This is a genomic window from Streptomyces sp. NPDC001393 (assembly GCF_053597455.1).
Window position 1 is genome coordinate 1 of record NZ_JBSFIH010000046.1, and the last position, 18,773, is coordinate 18,773.

Here is an 18,773-nt window from a genome sequence, read left to right on the forward strand (position 1 = left end):
TCATGGCCCGCCACCTGGACCTGCCCGCCGTCGCAGGAGATCAGCGTGGACAGGATCTGCACCGTGGTGGTCTTCCCGGCCCCGTTCGGGCCGAGGAGCGCGAACACGGAACCGGCCGGAATGAGCAGGTCGATGCCGTCGAGCACGACCTTGTCGCCGTAGGACTTGCGCAGCCGGGTGGTGGAGATGGCGGCGGGCGACGTGTGACCGTCGGCCCGACTGGGCGTGGGCATGACAGATGAAGGCATGGGTCCTCCTGTTCGAAGGCTGAGTGAAGTGCGTACGAGGATGGAGCGTGTACGGGGATGGAGCGCGTACGAGGTGGGACGAGTCCGCGGGGCCGGGGTTCAGGCCTTGGCGCGGCGGATGTCGATGTTGCCGTGGCGGGTGCGGGCACGGACCTCGACGGTGTCCTCGGTCTTCTCCGGGCTGTCGGAGGTGTTGAGGGTGTTGCGCACCTGGCCGGAGCCCGAGCTGACGTCGAGCCAGGCGGCCGTGCCCTGGCGGACGCCGACCTCGATGGCGCCGTAGGCGGTCTCCAACTGGACCTTGCCCCGGGCCACTTCACCCACGCGCAGGGTGCCGTGGGCGGTGGTGGCGGTCACCGAGGCCTCGGCACGCTCGATGCTGATGTCGCCGTTGGCGCCGCTGACCCGCAGCTCGCCGGTGACGGCGCCGACGGTCGTGGTGCCGTGGGAGTTCTTCAGCACGGCGGGCCCGTCCACGAGGCCGACGCGCAGGCTGCCGGAGCTGGTGCTGATCTCGACCGGGCCTTCGGCACGGTCCACGGTGATCGAGCCGTGCGAGGCGGTCAGGTGCAGCGGGCCGGTCGCATCGAAGCGCACATCACCCGAAGAGGTCTTCACGCGGACCTCGCCGAGCCTGCCCTCGCCGAGCACCTGGGTCCAGGCACCGGAGGTGTCGATGCGCGAGCCCGCGGGCAGGTCGACCGTCACGTCGACGACGCCGGTGCGGCCGAACAGGCTGGACTTGGGCGTCCTGACGGTCAGCACGCCGCCCGCGTAGGCGACCTGGGTCTGCTCGGCCGCGCGCACGTCCAGGGTCTTCTTCGGGTCACGGGGCCGCACCTCGACGACCGTGTCGGCCCGCTCGCCCGCGGTGAACTGGATGGAACCGGCCTCCACACGCGCGGTGACCGAGATCGCTTCGGGAGTGTCGAAAGAAGGCATGGCTGTCCCGTCCTCATGGGTCTTCAGGACGTCCCCGCGGTGGGACGTGATGGGGTGTGGGCGAAGTGGCGCAGGCACGGGCGCCGCGGCTAGCGCACCCAGCCCGTGAAGCTCTGTCCGACGGCCTGTGCCCTCTCCGGTGTACCCGGACGGGCGCCGCCCTCGACCGCGGCCGACACGGCCCGCACCAGCCAGGCGTTGACCGACAGACCCTCACGGCTCGCGGCCTGCTCGGCACGCGCCTTGAGATGCGCGGGCAGCCGCAGGTTGACGCGGGCGGTGCCGCCCTCGTCGCCCTCGGCCGGGACCGGGGCCCGGAACGGCTCGGCGGGCGCGGTCGGCTCCGCGATGGCGCCGCCGTCGGTGGGCGGTGGCGTCACCACGAAGTCGGGGTCCAGCCCGCGCAGCCGTACGTCGACCGAGCCGGGCGCGAGCTCGCGGGTGATCTCGTCCATGGCCGCGGAGAGCACGTTGAGCAGGGTCAGCCGGGTCGCCGACTCCAGAGGAGCGGTGAGTCGCTCGGCCAGCTCGCGGGCATCCTCCCCGCCGGCCTCGGCGGCCACCGCGAGTTCACGGCGGAGGGTGTCGACATACGGCGTGAGGTCCATGACGTCATCATGGCAGCATCATGGCGCCATGCGCAAGTCTTCATGGCGCCGCGCGGCTACATCCTCCAGGGGAAACCGTTCTATCTGCGGAAACGCCGGGGCGGCGAGCTGGGCCATGACGGCGACAGGCGCGCTCAGGCTCCCTCGAAGGCGCGAAATGACACCGGATGGCGCCAGCTAACGCCAAGCGGTGCCATGCGGCGCCATATACGGACCGGTCGCCCGGTGTGGGGCTCGCAGGTCACTGGGGCTGGTTCCCGTGCTTGCGGGACGGCTGTGCCACGTACTTGGTGCGCAGCACGGCGAGCGCGTCGATCAGCCTGACGCGGGTCTCCGCGGGGTCGATGACATCGTCCACCAGGCCGCGTTCGGCGGCGTAGTACGGGTGCATGAGCTGGTCCCGGTACTCCTTGATGTACTGCTTGCGGGCGGAGGCGGGATCGGCCGCGGCCGCGATCTCGCGCCGGAAGACGACGTTCGCGGCGCCCTCCGCCCCCATCACCGCGATCTCGTTGCCGGGCCAGGCCAGCGACACGTCCGAGCCGATGGAGCGCGAGTCCATGACGATGTACGCGCCGCCGTAGGCCTTGCGCAGGATCAGCTGGATCCGGGGAACCGTCGCGTTGCAGTAGGCGTAGAGGAGTTTCGCGCCGTGCCGGATGATGCCGCCGTGCTCCTGGCCGACGCCGGGCAGGAATCCGGGGACGTCCACCAGCGTCACGAGCGGGATGTTGAAGGAGTCGCACATCTGCACGAACCGGGCCGCCTTCTCGCTGCCCTTGATGTCGAGGACTCCGGCGAGCACGGCGGGCTGGTTGGCGACGATGCCGACGACATGACCGTCCAGCCGGGCCAGGGCGCACACCACATTGGGCGCCCATGCCTCGTGCACCTCGAAGAAGTCGCCGGCGTCGACGAGTTCCTCGATGACCTCGCGCACGTCGTACGCGCGCTTCTCGTCGGACGGCACCAGGTCGAGCAGGGCCGGGGTGAGCCGGTCGGGCCGGTCGGCGCAGGGTTCCGACGGCGGCAGCTCATGGTTGTTGGAGGGCAGGAAGGACAGCAGGTAGCGGACGTCGGCGAGGCAGCTCTCCTCGTCGTCGTAGGCGAATCCGGCGACCCCGGACAGACCGGTGTGGGCGTCGGCGCCGCCCAGCTCCTCATGGCTGATCTGCTCTCCGGTGACGGCCTGCACCACGTCCGGCCCCGTGATGAACATCTGTGAGGTGCCGCGCACCATGAACACGAAGTCGGTCAGCGCCGGGGAGTAGGCGGCCCCGCCCGCGCACGGGCCCATCATGACGCTGATCTGCGGGATGACCCCGGAGTTGCGGACGTTGCGCTGGAAGATCCCGCCGTACCCGGCGAGCGCGGTCACGCCTTCCTGGATGCGCGCTCCGGCGCCGTCGCACAGGCCCACGATCGGGGCCCCGGCGGTGGCGGCCATGTCCATGATCTTGTGGATCTTCTCGGCGTGCGCCTCGCCGAGGGAGCCTCCGAAGATCCTGAAGTCATGGGCGTACGCGAAGACGACACGCCCGAAGACCCGGCCCCAGCCGGTGACCACGCCGTCGGTGTAGGGACGCTTGTCCTCCAGGCCGAAGCCGCTCGCCCGGTGTCTGCGCAGGCCCTCGACCTCGGTGAACCGGCCGTCGTCGAAGAGGAGCCGGAGCCGTTCGCGGGCCGTGAGCTTGCCCTTGGCGTGCTGTGCCTGCGTGGCCCTTGCACTGGGCCCTCGGCGCACGGCGTCACGTATGGCCTCGAGTTCGGCGACCGTGCCGCGCTGCTGCCCGACCGGCATGTCGTCCAGGGCGGTCATGGGTTTCCCCTTTCCGGCCGTCGTGATGAGTCAGCTGTCGTGATGAACCAGCTGTCGTGATGAACCAGCGGCCAGCCTCTTCCATGTCACTCGAAGCCGGTTGGAGCGCCGGACGACGACGACTTCGGCCAGGCCGGCCCTCCATCGCCCCGCGAGCATCCGTCGAGCGCGAAAGGTGATGCTCTCGAGTCGTGAGCTCCGATGTGCCGGCCATGAGCCCTCGCGGAGCCCCGAACCGCCCGTCGGCGCCCCCACCACCCCCCGAGGGCACCGGCGGGCTTCATGTGTGCCCGATGTGTGCTCGATGTGTGCCCGGAGCCGGCGGCCATGGAGCCGCCTCGTAGGCGTGTCCCGCCGGCGGGACAAGGCACGTCGGACGGCGGTGGGCACCGCCCCGGCACCGAGTTGTCTTGAACCGCTGATCCATGTGCCGGACCGTGGAGGTGGTGCAACGACGTGACAGGCGCAGTGGAATGAGGGGGAACGACGTGGCAGACACCCGCATGGACACGGACGTGGTGATCGTGGGTGCCGGGCCGACGGGCCTGATGCTCGCCTGCGAACTGCGCCTGGCCGGCACCGACGTGACCGTGGTCGAGAAGCTCGCCGAGCGGTCGGGCGAGTCCCGCGCCGGCGGGATCCACTCCCGCACCCTGGAAGTCCTCGACCAGCGCGGCGTCCTCGACCGCTTCCTCGCCGAGGGCGAACTGCAGCCGGTGGGCCACTTCTCCGGCCTCTACCTGGACTTCGACGAGTCCGAGTCCCGGCACCCCTACCCGCTGATGATCCTGCAGTCCTCCATCGAACGGCTCCTGGAGGAATGGGCCACCGGACTCGGCGTCCACCTGCGCCGCGCCTGCGAGGTCAGCGGGATCAGCCAGGACGAGGCCGGCGTCACGGCCGAGCTGAACACGGGCGGGACCACAGCCGCGACCCTGCGCGCCCGCTACCTCGTCGGCTGCGACGGCGGTCGCAGCACCGTCCGCAAGCTCGCGGGCATCGACTTCCCCGGCACCGAAGCCACCATGACCGCCCTCATCGGCGACGTCGAACTCCCCGACCTGCCCGAGGACTACGTCTGGGTACGCCGCACCCCGGTCGGCGACTACTCGGCCATCGCCTTCGAACCCGGCTGGCACCGGGTCATCACCTCCGAGTACGACCACGTCCCCGGCCGCGACGAGCCCGTCACCTTCGAACGCCTGAAGGAATCCCTGACCAGGGTCGCGGGCACCGACTTCGGCATCCGCAACCCCCGCTGGATCTCCCGCTTCAACGACGCCGCGCGCCAGGCCGACCGCTACCGGGCGGGCCGGGTCCTCCTCGCCGGCGACGCCGCCCACATCCACTTCCCCGCCGGGGGCCAGGGCCTCAACATGGGCGTGCAGGACGCCGTCAACCTGGGCTGGAAACTGGCCTCAGTCGTACGCGGCCAGGCGCCCGAGAGCCTGCTGGACACCTACCACGCCGAGCGCCACCCCGTCGCCGAACGCGTCCTGCACAACACCCGCGCCCAGTCCGCCCTGGTGCGGCCCGGCCCGCAGACCGACGCGCTGCGGGACGTCTTCGGCTCCCTCATGGTCTTCGACGAGGTCAACCAGTACCTGCGCCACCTGCTCAACGCCCTCGACATCCGGTATCCGGTCGACGGCGACCACCCGCTGACGGGCCGCCGCGTCCCCGACGCCGACCTCACGGCATCCTCCGACGGCGCCACCCGTGTGTACGAGCTGCTGCACGCCGGCCGCCCCGTCCTGCTCGACCTGCACGGCGACACCCGGCTGGCAGCCGGCGCCAAGGGCTGGAGCGACCGCGTCGACCTCGCCGAAGCACGCAGCGCGGACGAGCACTGGACCGTCCCCGCCATCGGCGACATCCCCGCCCCCGCCGCCGTCCTCCTCCGCCCCGACGGCCACGTCGCCTGGGCGGCCGACAGCGGCGACACCCCCGACATCGCCGCGCTCACCAGCGCCCTCACCACCTGGTTCGGCCCGGCCCTGCAGGGATGACACACCGCGCGAAACGAACGGACGACCGGTCCCGGCACGAGCGGGGACCGGTCGTCCGACACTGACGAAGGGACACACCGACAGTGAACAGCACGTGGCTGCGACGCTTCACCACGGCCTCGGGGGACGGGCCGCGGCTCGTGTGCTTCCCGCATGCGGGGGGCTCCGCGACGGCGTTCAAGGACCTGGCACACCGGCTGCCCGCGCACTTCGACGTGGTGTCGGTGCAGTACCCGGGGCGCCAGGACCGCTACGGCGAAACGCCGTTCACGGACCTGGTCCCGCTCGTCGAGGCCGTGGCCGGGGAGCTGGCCCGCGAACTGGCCGCGGACCCGGGACGGCCGTACGCCCTGTTCGGCCACAGCATGGGCGCGCTCGTCGCGTTCGAGACGGCCCGGCTGCTCGCCCGGGGCGAACTGCCGGATCCTCAGCGGCTGTTCCTGTCCGGCAGGGGCGGCCCGGAGACCGGTAGTGCCCCCTACCACCTCTTCGACGACGCCGATGTGCTGGCCGATGTGCGCAGGCTGGGCGGCACCGACCAGGCCATGCTCAGCGACCCCGACCTCCTGGAGCTGGTGCTGCCGGCGCTGCGGGCCGACTACAAGGCCCTGGGCACGTACCGCTGGCGCGGGGGTGAGCCGCTCGCCGCTGCGGTGACCGCCCTGACCGGGGACAGCGACCCGATGATGACGGTCGAGGATGCTCATACCTGGCGGGCGCACACCACCGGCGACTTCGCCGTGAAGGTCTTCTCCGGCGGCCACTTCTACCTCTTCGACCACCTCGACGGCATCGCCGCGACCGTCACCGAGGGGCTGCTCACCGAAGCCGCCGTCTCCTGACCGGCCGCCGGCAGCAAGGGGCCAGGAGGACGAGGACGCATGAGGACCGTCGCGCCCAAGACCACGTTCTACGAGGCGTACCGCGATGAAGGCACTCGGCATCACGCACACGCCGGCCGTCATGCTGGGCACGAACGTCCGCCTGAGTGACAATCCGGTTCAACCTCCTGCACAACCGGGTCGAGACCGAGGCGAGCATCGTGTACGCCGATCCTGGCCCCATCGGCGAGTGGCCGTGGATCCCTGGGAGACCATCAACGTCGCCAACTCCCGCAATAAGCCGTTCCAGCAGGCCATCTCCTACATGACCGGCGGGCACGGCGCGTGGGGCAGCGTCGTCATCGATGACCAGGGGCAGATCGCCCTGAACGCCGAGTACGCCGTGGTGGCGGCCGTGGGAGAAGCTGGCCCTGCCCCGGCTGCGCAAGGCCTCCGACCCGCGCGTGGTCGACTTCGGCGCTGGCCACGGCGACTACGCCAAGAAGCTACGGACCGACGAGGGCTACCTGATCGACGACTACGAGCCGTACCGCACCACGCCGGCAAGTACGCTGTTGACATCCAGGGCGTCCTCGGCATGATCCGCACCATCGAAAAGCGGCTCGCCGAGCACGGCCTGTACGACATGGTGGTCCTCGACTCCGTCATCAACGCCACCACTTCGCTGGACTGCCAGCACTGGGTGCTCACCGCGGTGAATGCGCCGTGCCGGGGCGACGGCACGGTTCGGGACCCGCGACCTGCTCAACGAGGTGGCCCGGATCGCGCAGACATCCTCCGAGCGGACATCGTTCACCCGGGCCCTGTATGTAGCCCGCCGTTCGGTGATCACGCCGTGCGGCTTTTCCCCCTCGGCCCGAAATCATGACCGTCTTCTCGGCCTCGCCGAGATCCGCTGGATCCTCCTGCCACGACGACGCTCACGCGACTGCCCCCGCAAACTGAAGTCGTCGATCACCCCGTTCAGCAGCAAGGCCCCCGACGAACCTGCCAGCCACCGTTGCTGGCGGGCGCGGAGACGCCGGCGGCCAGCCAGCCGGGACGCGGTCCGGGCCGCCGTAGAGCGGATCGCGGACAAGACCGTGCCGGCGGTTGGATCCGCCTCAGATCCTCGGCTCCCCCATGTCCTGGTGCTGCAGTTGGTCACGTGAACAGGGCTAAGCTCGCGGGGAAACGGGGGCGGAGCGGTCGCTGCTCGTCCTCTGCCTCAGACATCTCGGGAGCCCTGCCATGGTCCAAACCCCTCGCCCTCGTGCCCTCGTGACAGTGGCCGCCGCCGTACTCGCCACATCCCTGTCCGCCTGTGGTTCCGGCTCCGGCCAGGCGCACCCAGCTCCGGCACATCCCACCGCCACCGCGACTCCGACCACCACGCCTGCCACCAACACGCCCGCACCCGCGACAACCGCAAGCCAGGCCGATCTGCTTGCCGCAGCCCGCCAGAGTGCCCGTAACCCCGCCTTCGCCCATGCCGTCCGCCCCGGTGACACGCACTGGACGGCCAGCAAGGTCCGCTTTCCGTCGGGGCATTACACGCTTCGTACCGCGTGCGTCGGGGACGGAACTGTGACTGTAACGGCCACCGGCAGTGGGTCCTGGAGCGTCCGGTGCACACACGGCCAGATCTCCGTGGATCAGGTCACGGAGACTACGGTCGGTCGGTCGGTGGACTTCTCCTTCACGGCCAAGACCGGAGTGCGCTTCGCAGCCGTTGCCAACAGTTGAGGCCACCGCCCAACTCGCTAGCGGTTGCAGTGCATCTGTGAGTTCCCGTCAGCCGGCAGCACACGCACCTGGGTCTCGAAGCGGTAGTCCACCCCACCGTCCCCCGCACCGCCGCCGAAACCGAAGCGGACCGGATACAGGCCCGGTCGGGTGCCGCATCGTACGGTGACGTCGGCCGTGAAGGAATGGGTCAGCTGCTCCAGTGTGGGCTGCACGGCTTCCCGCTGGTCGCGAGGCTTGGTCTCACGCAACCTGATGTGCCCGTCGAACGTGGGGGAGTCAACGACGTCGCCCACGAGCGCGGCCGCGTTGGCACCGAGCGCGATGTGGGCACTCTCGCCGGGCCGCACCGGTGCCACAGGACTCAGTAGCGGCCACAGCTCCTCGGTGGTGTACGGAGAAGGATGGGCGCACGCTGCGGTGGGGACGCTCGTGGGCTGCACCCGTACCTTGGCCCACACCGTGGAGTCGCGCTGCTCTCCGACCAGGTAGACAGGATACACCCCTGGTTTGGCATCACAGCGCACCGTTGCGGCGGTGACGTAGCTGGACTTGGCGCCGTGGAGGGTTACCGGTTCGGTGAACACCGGTGAGCGGACGGTGTCTTGCGGATGCGCGACCCCGTCGTTGGTGGACACGAGGAGTGTGTCGCCCGGGCGCGCATCGCGTGGCTGGGGGGTGCCCTCCTCCGGCCACAGATAGGGGTAATCAGGATCGGTCGCCGACGCCGAGGGGAGTGAGGCCACCGGTGTGGGCGGGGGGCCCGCGGCGGTGAGTGCCAGCGTGACGGCGGTCATCGCGGTCAGTGCGGCGAGAGTGCGGGGCAACATCACGAGAGCGATCCTCAGCTTTCGTTCGTCCGGACGGGTCCGGCCTGTGGAGGAAGTCGTGTGCAGGCGGGATGACGGGCCTGTGCGCATGCTGTCAAAAAGCCGTTGATCATCTGTGAACATCATCTTACGCTCCGTGTGAAGAACGCCGGTTGAGCGGCGTCGTACTGACCGGAGCCTCCGGCAGCGTGCGCGGCTCCCGTTCCTTTTTGCGCCTTCCCTCGCCACCTTTCTGAAAGGGTATCGGTGCGGCACTTTCGATTGTTCCGTCCTCTCGCCGTCGGTCTGTGTGCGGCCGTCCTCGCCACAGTTGGCGCCGATGCGGCCCTGGCGGCGGACAAGCCGCCATCCGTCCCGTCCAGACCCGCTCCGTCGCCGGCACCCACGGCTTCGCGGTCTCCAACGCCCCGCGTGGCGCCGACCAAAGCACCCGGACCGACGACGGGCCGAGCGGTCGGGAAGGAGAGCCGTGTCGCCGCCGAATACTGGACAGCGGCTCGTATGGCGGCTGCCAAGCCTCTTGGAGACAAGCCTCTCGGCCGGAGGGTCAAGGCCTCCTCCGGTCTCGCGGCAGGCGCCCCTCCTGGCACCCCCGCTCCCGAGCACTTCAGCGGAACGCCGGTCGTCGGTACCTTCTTCGCACAAGGCCCGAATGGTAAAGACTGGTACTGCACCGGGTCCGTCATCGACAGCAGCACACGCAATATCGTTCTCACCGCCGGGCACTGCGGCCTGGGGCTCAAGGGCGGCAACTACATCTTCGTTCCCAAGTTCATCATGGGAGCCGGACCCGACAAGCAGCCCTTCGGGATCTTCAAGGTCCAGCATCTTTTCCTGGACGCCCGTTACGGCCCTTCACAGACCTCACTCCCGGTGTCCGACCTGGACACCGCCTTCGCCCGGGTGGCGCCGAACCAGTTCGGCAAGCAACTGCAGGATGCCGTGCACGGCGCTCTCACCTTCACGCAGCCGAGCGGCTACATCAACACGGTCCAGATCATCGGGTATCCGGCCAACTCCCACGGCAACGACACAGGCTATGCCGTCCAATGCAGCAAGCAAGTGGTCACCAGTCAGCTCGCCGGATACCGGCAGATGCAGATGACTTGCGGCGGCTTTTTCGGTGGCACCTCGGGGAGCCCTTGGATCGTCGATTGGAACCCGACCACCCTCACCGGCAAAGTGATAGGGAATCTCGGTGGAAAAGGGGGCGGTGGCAGCAATGACTGGACCAGTTACGCGCCGCTTTTCGGTCAGAACGCTGCCGATCTGCTGAACGACGCCATCACCAACCAGGACCCGCCCTCGAACCCTCCGCCGTACATAGGCCTGTCCCAGGCGAACAAGTTCCCAGAAGGCGCGGCAACCTGGCAGCACGCCAAGCTTCTGGCATCAGGAGACTACAGCGGGAGTCACCACAGCGACCTCATCGTCGTATGGACCGACGGGGAGGTCACCTTGTACCCCGGCGACGGCCAGGGCGGCTTCCTCGAGGAAAAGCAACTCGCGCCGCCCAAGTCCATATGGACGCACGCCGTAACCATCACCGGGGGCGACTTCGCCGGCAGCTCCCTGTACGACCTCATGGTCCGCTGGTCGGACGGCGAGGTCACGCTCTACCCCGACGTCAGCACCGCCGGGCTCGGCAACGAAGTCCAGATGGCCCCACCCCAATCACAGTGGAAAGACGCCATGCAGATTTCCGCAGGACAGTTCCACAACGGCGGCTACGTCACCGACCTCGTCGTCCGCTGGGTCGATGGCGAACTGTCCCTGTACACCTACGTCGGCGCCGGAACCTTCGGTACCGAACACCAACTCCTGGCACCCAACAGGACGTGGAAGGACGCCACACTGGTGACCGGTGCCGATCTCTCAGGGCAGCCCAACTGGGACATCTTCGTCCGCTGGGTCGACGGCGAACTGGACACCTACGTGGCCACCTCCGCGGCAGGTCTCGGATCCGAATACCGCATGCTGGACGCCAATTCGCTGTGGACCCACGACCTGGTGATGACCGCAGGCAACTACATCGGAGACAGCTACAACGACGACCTGATCGTGCGCTGGTCCGACGGAGAAACCACCCTCTACGCCGACAGTGGTCCCTCCTACCTGGGCAAAGAGAACACACTGGTCTACCCCGGCACCTGACCCGGCCGGACCGCGACACGATCGGTGGCTGCACGATTCGCCTTCAGCCTCGACGCCCATCCATCCCAAGCCGCCAATGCGCCGATCGCCGCGTCCGATACCTGGCCCCGGCCCGGCGACGCCCTTCCTTCGGTGGGGCGTCGCCACGGCCGACCCGGGCGCCAGGCGGGGAGCGCGACCGGCCCCCGCCCGACACCTGGCACGCCGGGGCCGCGCCTCTACCAGGCCGCCCCGCCCCGCCGCACCAGCGCACTTTGCCGATACCCGCGCCCGCCGTTCGGCGGCGCCTCTACCGTCCGGCCCGACAGGTGATCAGGGGGCGGCCGGGGTCGGGTCGGAAGACCCGATCATGCCGCCCGCGCAACGCGACGCCTTCACCGCCGAGATGCAGGCCGCGGGCGTCGACTGGCGCCTCGTGGTCTACGGCGGAGCCCTGCACGCCTTCCACTACCCACCGGTCGACCACACCGCGCGCCCCGGCGTCGGCCACCACCCACGGCACGCACAGCGGGCCTGGCGCGACATTGTCGACCTGCTCGCCGAGTGCTTGCCTGTGACAGAGTGACCGGTCCCACACCACCAAGAGGTCACGGGTCCCTTGGACCGGCTTCATGTCGCACCACCACCACGGCTCCATCGGGCAATCCGCAACAGCGAGGCCGGCCGTCAGCCGCCGACCATCCGATCTCGCATAAGGAAACGCCCTCGTCAGCCACGGCCTTCCACCGCTCTGCCTGAGCGCCCCGCTTGCCGTAGCAGGGGTTCAGATCTTTCGGCCCGGCCCGCAGGTCCTGAACGAGGCCACCGGCGAGTACGAGCCTGGCCTGGACGTCATCGTGTGGGAGGGCTTGGGCGCGGTGTTCGCCGCTGGCGGGCCCGGCATGGTGATGTCCCCGGCCGGCAGGCGTACCAGGACGACACCCGCAACCGTTGACGGTCGGCCGGGCCCTCTCGCGCACCGCTCACGTGTACGTGTAGAAGCCACGGCCGGACTTCTTGCCCAGCAGGCCGCCCTCGACCATGCGCAGCAGCAGCGGCGGAGGCGCGTACAGCGGCTCCTTGAACTCCTCGTACATGGCCTGCGCGATGGACACGGTGGTGTCCAGGCCGATGAGGTCGGCGAGCCGCAGCGGGCCCATCGGGTGGGAACAGCCCTGCTCCATGCCCTGGTCGACGACCTCGGCCGGCGCCAGGCCCGACTCGACCATCCGGACGGCGGAGAGCAGATAGGGGAACAGCAGCGCGTTGACGAGGAAGCCCGCCCGGTCCGGCGAGGCGATCGGCTTCTTGCCGAGGACGTCGCGGACGAAGACCAGCGCCCGCGCGCTCACCGCCTCGTCCGTGCGCACGGAGGCGACGAGCTCGACGAGCGGCAGCGCCGGCACCGGGTTGAAGAAGTGGATGCCGAGCACCTGGCCCGGGCGCCGGGTCGCGGCGGCGAGTCGTACGACCGGGATCGAGGACGTGTTGGTCGCCAGGATCGCGTCCGGGTCCTCGACGATCTTGTCGAGGGTGGCGAACAGGTCCAGCTTGAGCTGCTCGTCCTCCTTGACCGCCTCGATCACCAACTGGCGGTCCGCCAGTTCGGCGAGGTCGCGGGTGTACGACACCCGGCCCAGCGCCGCCTCGCGTTCCTCGGCGGTCAGTTTGCCCCTGGCCACGCCCCGGTCGAGGGACGCGGCCAGCCGCTCGGGCGCCGTCACCAGCGACGACTCGGAGAACACGGCGACCGTCACGTCGAGCCCGGCCTTCGCGCACAGTTCGGCGATGCCGGTGCCCATGATGCCGCTGCCGGCGACACCCACCCGGTCGATGCCGGCACCGGCTTGGTGCGTGGACGTGGTCATGCGTGGGCCCCCCAGGTCAGAAGTGATGCTCCGATCGACATGCCACCGCCGAACCCGGCGAGCAGCACCAGGTCACCCGGCGACAGCGCGCCCGTGCGGTGGGCCTCGTCGAGTGCGACCGGCACCGAGGCACTGCCGACGTTGCCGTACCTGATCAGGGTGCGGTGCGTCTGCGCGGCGCCCAGCCCGGTGCGCTCGACGACCTCGCCGAGCATCACGCCGTTGGCCTGGTGCGGTATGAAGTGGTCGACCGCGCCGATGTCCACGCCGGCCCTGCGGGCCAGCGCGAGCAGCGCCGGCGGCACGTGCTCGGCGACGAAGTCCCGTACCCCGCGGCCGTCCATCCGGAAGAAGTGGCCGCCGTCCGCGACGGTCGCCGCCGACGCCGGATTGCGGCTGCCGCCGGCCTCGACCCGGATCAGATGGTGCGCGTCGCCGCGGCTGGACAGGTCGCTGGCGATGATCCCGTACGGCTCGGGCACCGCCCCGACGACCGCGGCCCCGGCGCCGTCGGCGAACAGGACCGCGGTCCTGCGGTCGGTGAAGTCCAGGATCCGCGAGTACACGTCCGCCCCGATCACCAGCACCCGAGTGTCCGGGCGCACGGTCACCAGGCTGTGGGCCAGCGACAGCGCGTAGACGAAGCCGCTGCAGACGACATTGACGTCGAAGCAGGCCGCGCCGTAGGCGCCCAGGCCGTGCTGGACCAGGTACGAGGTGGGCGGCTGCGGGAAGTCCCCGGTGGAGGTCGAGACGATGATGTAGTCGATCTGGTGGGCGGTCAACTCCGCCTGGGCCAGCGCGCGTTCGGCGGCCTTCACCGCCAGGTCGGACGTCGCCTCGTGCTCGGCCGCGTAGCGCCGCGACCGGATCTGCGTCTTGCGTTCGATCCACTCGGCGGTGACGCCGACGCGCTCGGCGACCTCCTCGTTGCCCACCTCGTGCTTGGGCAGGTAGGAGCCGGTGGAGAGGATGCCGATGCCCATGTCATGACACCCCTGCGGATCCGGGCGCACCGCCGGCGCGCAGCGGGTTGAGCCGCGCGGCCCCGATCTTCTCCCGCAGTGCGGGATCGGTGACGCCGAGTCCCTCCTCGGGCGCGAGGCAGAGCACGCCGACCTTTCCGGTGTGCCGGTTCGTCTGGACCAGCCGTGCGGCCTCGCCGACCTCCTGCAGCGGGAAGACCTCGGAGAGGACGGGGGAAAGGTGCCCCAGCCGGAAGAGCCGGTTGCATTCCGCCTGCTCCTGCAGGTTCGCGGCGTGGCTGCCCACGATCCGCTTGAGGTTCATCCAGAGGTAGCGGTTGTCGAAGTGGTGGTCGTAGCCGGTGCTCGACCCGCAGGTGACGACCACTCCGCCCTTGCGCACGACGAACACCGAGATCCCGAACGTGGCCCGCCCGACGTAGTCGAACACGACATGCGGGTCCTCGCCGACCTGCCGCCGGATCTCCCGCCCGAGCCGCTTGCCCAGCTCGATGGTCCGTTCCGGGGTGGGCGCGCCGTCCCCGCCCATGCCGATCTCGCTGCGGTTGATCACCACGTCGCAGCCGAGCCGGCGCAGCGCCTCGGCCTTGCGTTCGGAGCTGACCACGCCGACGGCGATACCGCCCGCGTTCTTCACCATCTGCACCGCGAACGCGCCGAGACCGCCCGTCGCGCCCCAGACGAGCACGATGTCGCCCTGCTTGATCCGGGCGCCGTTGTCGCCGACCAGCATCCGGTACGAGGTCGCCGCGGTCAGCAGGACACTCGCCGACTCCTCCCAGGTCAGATGCGCCGGCTTGGGCAGCAGCTGGCTCGCGCGCACCACCGTGTAGTGGGCGAGCCCGCCGAAGTTCGTCTCGTAGCCCCAGATCCGCTGCCCCGCTCCAAGCATCGCGTCGGCGTGCGTCGCCGGTTCCTGCTCGTCGACCTGGACACAGCTGACGACCACGTGGTCGCCCGCCTTCCAGTGCCGTACCCCGGCCCCGACCCGTACGACGACCCCGGCCGCGTCCGATCCCACCACCTGGTGCGGCAGGTCGTGCCGGGCGGCGTATCCGCCCTGGCGGGCGTAGCGCTTCAGGGACTGGAACGTGGGCACCGGCTCGAACGTCGCCGACCACACCGTGTTGTAGTTGATGGAGCTCGCCATGACGGCGACGACCACCTCGTCCGGCGCGATGTCCGGCATCGGAACCTGCCCGACGTGCAACGACTTGCGGACGTCCTTGTCCTCGACGCCGTCGAACATGCCGAGGTCGGAGGCCAGGAGGTGCGCGGCCTCGTACTCCGGCGGAAGTTCGTGTCGCCCGATCTCGTCCGGGCCGGCCCCGGACAGCAGGGCTTCTGTCAAAGAATCCATGATTCCCTTTCTCCTCACCCCGCTGACGGGAGGGCGGTTGAGCGGCGGGCGGCGGTCAGAGGACCGCGCCCTCCTTGGTCCGCCTGCGCAGGCTCGGCCTGCTGGACTGGCCGAGGTCCTTCAACATGTCCGACAGGCCGATGATGGTGCGCGCCGCGAACAGCCTGCGGATGGACACCTCCTGCTTCAGCTCGGCCCGGATCAGGCCGACCAGCCGGATCGCCCGCAGCGAGTTGCCGCCGAGGTCGAAGAAGTCCTCGTCGATGCCGACCCGGTCCAGTTCGAGTACGTCGGCGAACGCCGCGGCCAGCATCCGCTCGGTGTCGTTGCGCGGTGCCCGGTAGGTGCGCTCGTCGAACTCGGGCTGCGGCAGCGCCGCCCGGTCCACCCTGCCGCCCGCCGTCACCGGCAGGCGGTCCAGCACCGTGAACACCGACGGCACCATGGACTCCGGCAGCCAGCCCGCGGCGAACCGGCGCAGTTCGTCGGCCGAGACGGTCCGGCCGGCCACCGGGACGACGTAGGCCACCAGGTGCCGCTGACCGGAGCCGTCCTCCCGGACGACCACGACCGACTGCGCGAGCCCGGTGTGCTCGGACAGCACCTCTTCGACCTCGGCCAGCTCGACCCGGACGCCGCGTACGTCCACCTGGGCGTCGGCCCGGGCCGCGTACTCGAGCCGGCCGTCGGTGCCCCAGCGCACCCGGTCGCCGGTGCGGTACATGAGGGCGCCGGCCGGGCCGAACGGGCAGGGCACGAAGCGCTCCGCGGTCGGGCCGGGCCGCCCGGGGTAACCGCGCACCACGCCGGGACCGGCCACGTACAGCTCTCCGGTCACGCCGACGGGGACCGGCGTCAGGCCCGGGCCCAGTACGTACAGGGCGGTGTTGTCCATCGGGCGGCCGACCGTGCCCGCGTGGCGCACCGGTTCGCCGGCGGCCAGGCGGTGGCAGGCGGCGAACACGGTCGATTCGGTCAGGCCGTGGCCGTGGACGATCGTCAGCTCGGGGCAGGCCTGACGGACCCGGCGCAGCGCGGCCGCGGACACACGGTCGCCGCCGGTCCACACCTCACGCAGCCCGGCGAGGCATTCGGGGCGCTCGGCGGCGATCGCCGAGAACTGGCCCGCGGGCAGCCACACCGTGGAGATCCCGTGGTCCGCGCGAGCCTTGCTCAGCACGTCGGGGCCGAGCTCCCCGGGGGGAGCCACGACCACCCGGCCGCCGCCCAGCAGGGGCGCCCACAGCTCCAGGGCGAGTGCGTCGGAGGTGTGCGGCGTGTGCCAGAGCACGGTGCTGTGGCCGGCTTCCTGCCAGTGGTGGTCCAGGACGAACCGCTCCACGTTCCGGTGCGTCACCCCGACCGCGGTGGCCCCGCCGGCCGGCCCGGAGTCGTACAGCACGGCCAGCAGGTTGTCCTGATGGAGGCTCAGGGGGGATGGCGGGGCGGCGTCGCCGTCGTCGCCGGCGGTGTCCGCCACGAGGTCGTCGAACACGATCGCCGGGACGTCCCCGCCGGCCGAGAGCCGTCCGGCTGTCGCCGCGTCGGTGAGCAGTGCGCGTGCCGAGGCCTCGCCGATCCGGGAGGCGATGCGCTCCGCCGCGAGCGCCGGGTCGACGGGCAGGTAGGCTCCGCCCGCCTTCACCACGCCGAGCAGGGCGACGGCGAGGTCCACCGACCGGGGCATCGCCACCGCCACGACCGTCTCGGGTCCGACGTGCCGCCGGCGCAGCGCCTCGGCCACGCGGTTCGAGCGCTCGTCCAGCTCCCGGTAGGAGACCGTGGTGTCGCCACAGGCCAGCGCGACGGCGTCGGGATCCCGCTGCACCGCCCGGGCGAACAGCTGCGGGACCGTCAGCCCCGGCAGCGGCGCGTCGGTGGCGTTCGGCGCCTTCAGGACCTGGTGCCGCTCGGCACCGCCGAGCACGTCCAGCGCACCGACCGGCTGGGCGCCGGCGGCCACCACGGCGCGGATGTACGCGATCAGCTCTTCGCCGATGAAACGCAGTTCCGCGCGGTGGTACAGGCTTGCGGGGGCGTCGAGCCGGATGTAGAGGTCGCTGTCGGGGCTGCCGTCGGTGTAGACGCCGATCGACAGTTCCTCGAAGGTGCCGGTCGTCGCGCCCGAGTAGCGGGCCGGGCTGTCGCCGAAGCGGAGCTGCTCCACGAACTCGACGACGTTCACGACGGCGCCGTAACTGCCGCGGCCGCTCAGGACGGTTCCGGCCGCGCGCTGGATGTCGGAGTAGTGGCAGGCGGTGTGGTCGAAGAGCTCGTACGTCTCCTCGACGAGCGTGTCGGCGACCTCGGTGAAGGTCGCGCCGAGGCCGATCTTCACCCGTACCGGCACCACGTTCACCGCGAGGCCGGGCGTCCGGCTCGCCACGCCGACCCGGTTGCCGACGGCCAGCGAGAGGAGGAACTCCGGCCGGTCGCAGCGGTGCCGCAGGAACACCGCCGTGGCGGCGGTCAGCATCTGCGACATCCACAGGCCCATGGACTGCGCGGTGTTGGTCCACACGTCCAACTCGGCGCGGGGAACGGTCAGTGTCCGGCTGACCATGCCGATGGTCTCGGCCACCTCGGACCAGCGGTCGGCGCTGCTCAGCGGTTCGGACAGCGCGGACCGCTGCGCGTCGGACAGGGCGACGCGCGGAACCTGCGCGGGCGGGGGCGCATCGGTCAGGTAGTCGCGCCAGAACGCGGAGTCCTCGGCGAACTTCGGGGAGGCGAGGTACTCCGTCGCCTCGGTCGCGAAGGACTCGGCGTCCCAGGGGTGCGGCAGCTGGGGCACCTGCTCGCCGCGCACCAGCGCCGTGTAGACCTCGGCGAGCCGCTTCGACAGCAGGCCGCCCGCGCCGAACCCGTCCGATATGAGGTGGTGATAGGCGATCACCAACAGCGAGCGGGCCGGCGCGAGTTTGACCACACCGAGCCGGAACAGCAGGTCCCGCTCCAGGTCGAACGGCCGGCGCACCAGGTCGGCCAGGGCGTCGCGGGCCGCCTGCTCGGGGTCGGCCTCGGTGCTCAGATCCAGGAAGAACGGCCGCCAGTCGCCCAGTTCCCGGGGGATGAGGCGCAGGTGGCCGCCGTCGTCGGCGAAGTTGACGCGCAGCACCTCCGCCTCGCCCATGACGTGCAGGAAAGCGGACTGGATGACCGCCGCGTCCAGTTCGCCGTCCACATCCCACATGGTCAGCGCATGGTTCGGCGTGTCGGGAGCCATTTGCTGCGCCCGCCACATGCCTTTGTGCGCAGAGGACGCACCGAATGAACGCACTGAGACCAACCCCTCGACAAACAAACCGGGACACCGGAGGAATTCGCAGATCACCCCCCATGGTCCGGGGGGTGGATCGGCCGTTCAAGACAACGTGATTCCCGGCGGGACAGGCCGCTGTCG

At 70.4% G+C, this 18,773-nt stretch carries 13 protein-coding genes and 1 pseudogene; 5 read left to right on the top strand and 9 right to left on the bottom strand.

What is annotated here, in order from left to right:
• The 4 genes from ACWC2T_RS34490 to ACWC2T_RS34505 all read right to left on the bottom strand — a co-directional run.
• Window positions 1-248: ATP-binding cassette domain-containing protein (locus ACWC2T_RS34490; RefSeq protein ID WP_450674273.1), on the bottom strand; the 248-nt coding region annotated here is incomplete at its 3' end.
• A gap of 99 nt (window positions 249-347) precedes the next feature.
• The gene (locus tag ACWC2T_RS34495; protein ID WP_450674274.1) at window positions 348-1,190 is read right to left on the bottom strand and encodes a DUF4097 family beta strand repeat-containing protein; all 843 of its coding nucleotides are present in this window, start codon (window positions 1,188-1,190) and stop codon (window positions 348-350) included.
• Window positions 1,191-1,279: 89 nt separating this feature from the next.
• Complete coding sequence (locus ACWC2T_RS34500) at window positions 1,280-1,798, bottom strand: hypothetical protein (protein ID WP_450674275.1); 519 nt, start codon at window positions 1,796-1,798, stop codon at window positions 1,280-1,282.
• Between the two features lie 241 nt (window positions 1,799-2,039).
• A complete protein-coding gene (locus ACWC2T_RS34505) occupies window positions 2,040-3,617 on the bottom strand; it encodes an acyl-CoA carboxylase subunit beta (protein ID WP_450674276.1) in 1,578 nt (525 codons plus the stop codon).
• A gap of 488 nt (window positions 3,618-4,105) precedes the next feature.
• Here ACWC2T_RS34505 and ACWC2T_RS34510 point away from each other — a divergent pair, with 488 nt between their 5' ends.
• From ACWC2T_RS34510 to ACWC2T_RS34520, 3 genes are all read left to right on the top strand, one after another.
• Complete coding sequence (locus ACWC2T_RS34510; protein WP_450674277.1) at window positions 4,106-5,626, top strand: FAD-dependent monooxygenase; 1,521 nt, start codon at window positions 4,106-4,108, stop codon at window positions 5,624-5,626.
• A gap of 83 nt (window positions 5,627-5,709) precedes the next feature.
• Window positions 5,710-6,468 carry a thioesterase II family protein gene (locus tag ACWC2T_RS34515; protein WP_450674278.1) on the top strand — a complete coding sequence of 253 codons (759 nt, stop codon included), beginning with the start codon at window positions 5,710-5,712 and terminating at the stop codon, window positions 6,466-6,468.
• A gap of 229 nt (window positions 6,469-6,697) precedes the next feature.
• On the top strand, window positions 6,698-7,336 hold the full coding sequence (locus tag ACWC2T_RS34520) for a hypothetical protein (RefSeq protein ID WP_450674279.1): 639 nt from the start codon (window positions 6,698-6,700) through the stop codon (window positions 7,334-7,336).
• Between the two features lie 874 nt (window positions 7,337-8,210).
• On the opposite strand, the gene ACWC2T_RS34525 is transcribed toward ACWC2T_RS34520, so the two are convergent.
• Entirely contained in the window at window positions 8,211-9,023 is an 813-nt protein-coding gene (locus tag ACWC2T_RS34525; RefSeq protein WP_450674280.1) for a hypothetical protein, read from the bottom strand.
• Window positions 9,024-9,524: 501 nt separating this feature from the next.
• On the opposite strand from ACWC2T_RS34525, the gene ACWC2T_RS34530 reads away from it, so the two are divergent.
• On the top strand, window positions 9,525-11,177 hold the full coding sequence (locus tag ACWC2T_RS34530; RefSeq protein WP_450674281.1) for a trypsin-like serine peptidase: 1,653 nt from the start codon (window positions 9,525-9,527) through the stop codon (window positions 11,175-11,177).
• Window positions 11,178-11,499: 322 nt separating this feature from the next.
• Window positions 11,500-11,742, top strand: a pseudogene (locus tag ACWC2T_RS34535) (dienelactone hydrolase family protein); the annotation flags it as partial.
• Window positions 11,743-12,139: 397 nt separating this feature from the next.
• Here the strand turns inward: ACWC2T_RS34535 and ACWC2T_RS34540 are convergent.
• Genes ACWC2T_RS34540 through ACWC2T_RS34555 form a run of 4 tightly spaced genes read right to left on the bottom strand, consistent with a single transcriptional unit; the run spans window position 12,140 to window position 18,704 of the window.
• Entirely contained in the window at window positions 12,140-13,024 is an 885-nt protein-coding gene (locus ACWC2T_RS34540; protein WP_450674282.1) for a 3-hydroxybutyryl-CoA dehydrogenase, read from the bottom strand.
• On the bottom strand, window positions 13,021-14,010 hold the full coding sequence (locus ACWC2T_RS34545; protein WP_450674283.1) for a 3-oxoacyl-ACP synthase III family protein: 990 nt from the start codon (window positions 14,008-14,010) through the stop codon (window positions 13,021-13,023). The genes ACWC2T_RS34540 and ACWC2T_RS34545 overlap by 4 nt, the downstream gene beginning before the upstream one ends.
• A gap of 1 nt (window position 14,011) precedes the next feature.
• Window positions 14,012-15,370, bottom strand: a complete 1,359-nt coding sequence (gene ccrA / locus ACWC2T_RS34550) for a crotonyl-CoA carboxylase/reductase (protein ID WP_450674284.1) — start codon at window positions 15,368-15,370, stop codon at window positions 14,012-14,014.
• Between the two features lie 55 nt (window positions 15,371-15,425).
• Window positions 15,426-18,704: a non-ribosomal peptide synthetase gene (locus ACWC2T_RS34555; RefSeq protein ID WP_450674285.1), complete on the bottom strand. Its 3,279-nt coding sequence runs from the start codon at window positions 18,702-18,704 to the stop codon at window positions 15,426-15,428.
• Window positions 18,705-18,773 lie beyond the last annotated feature (69 nt).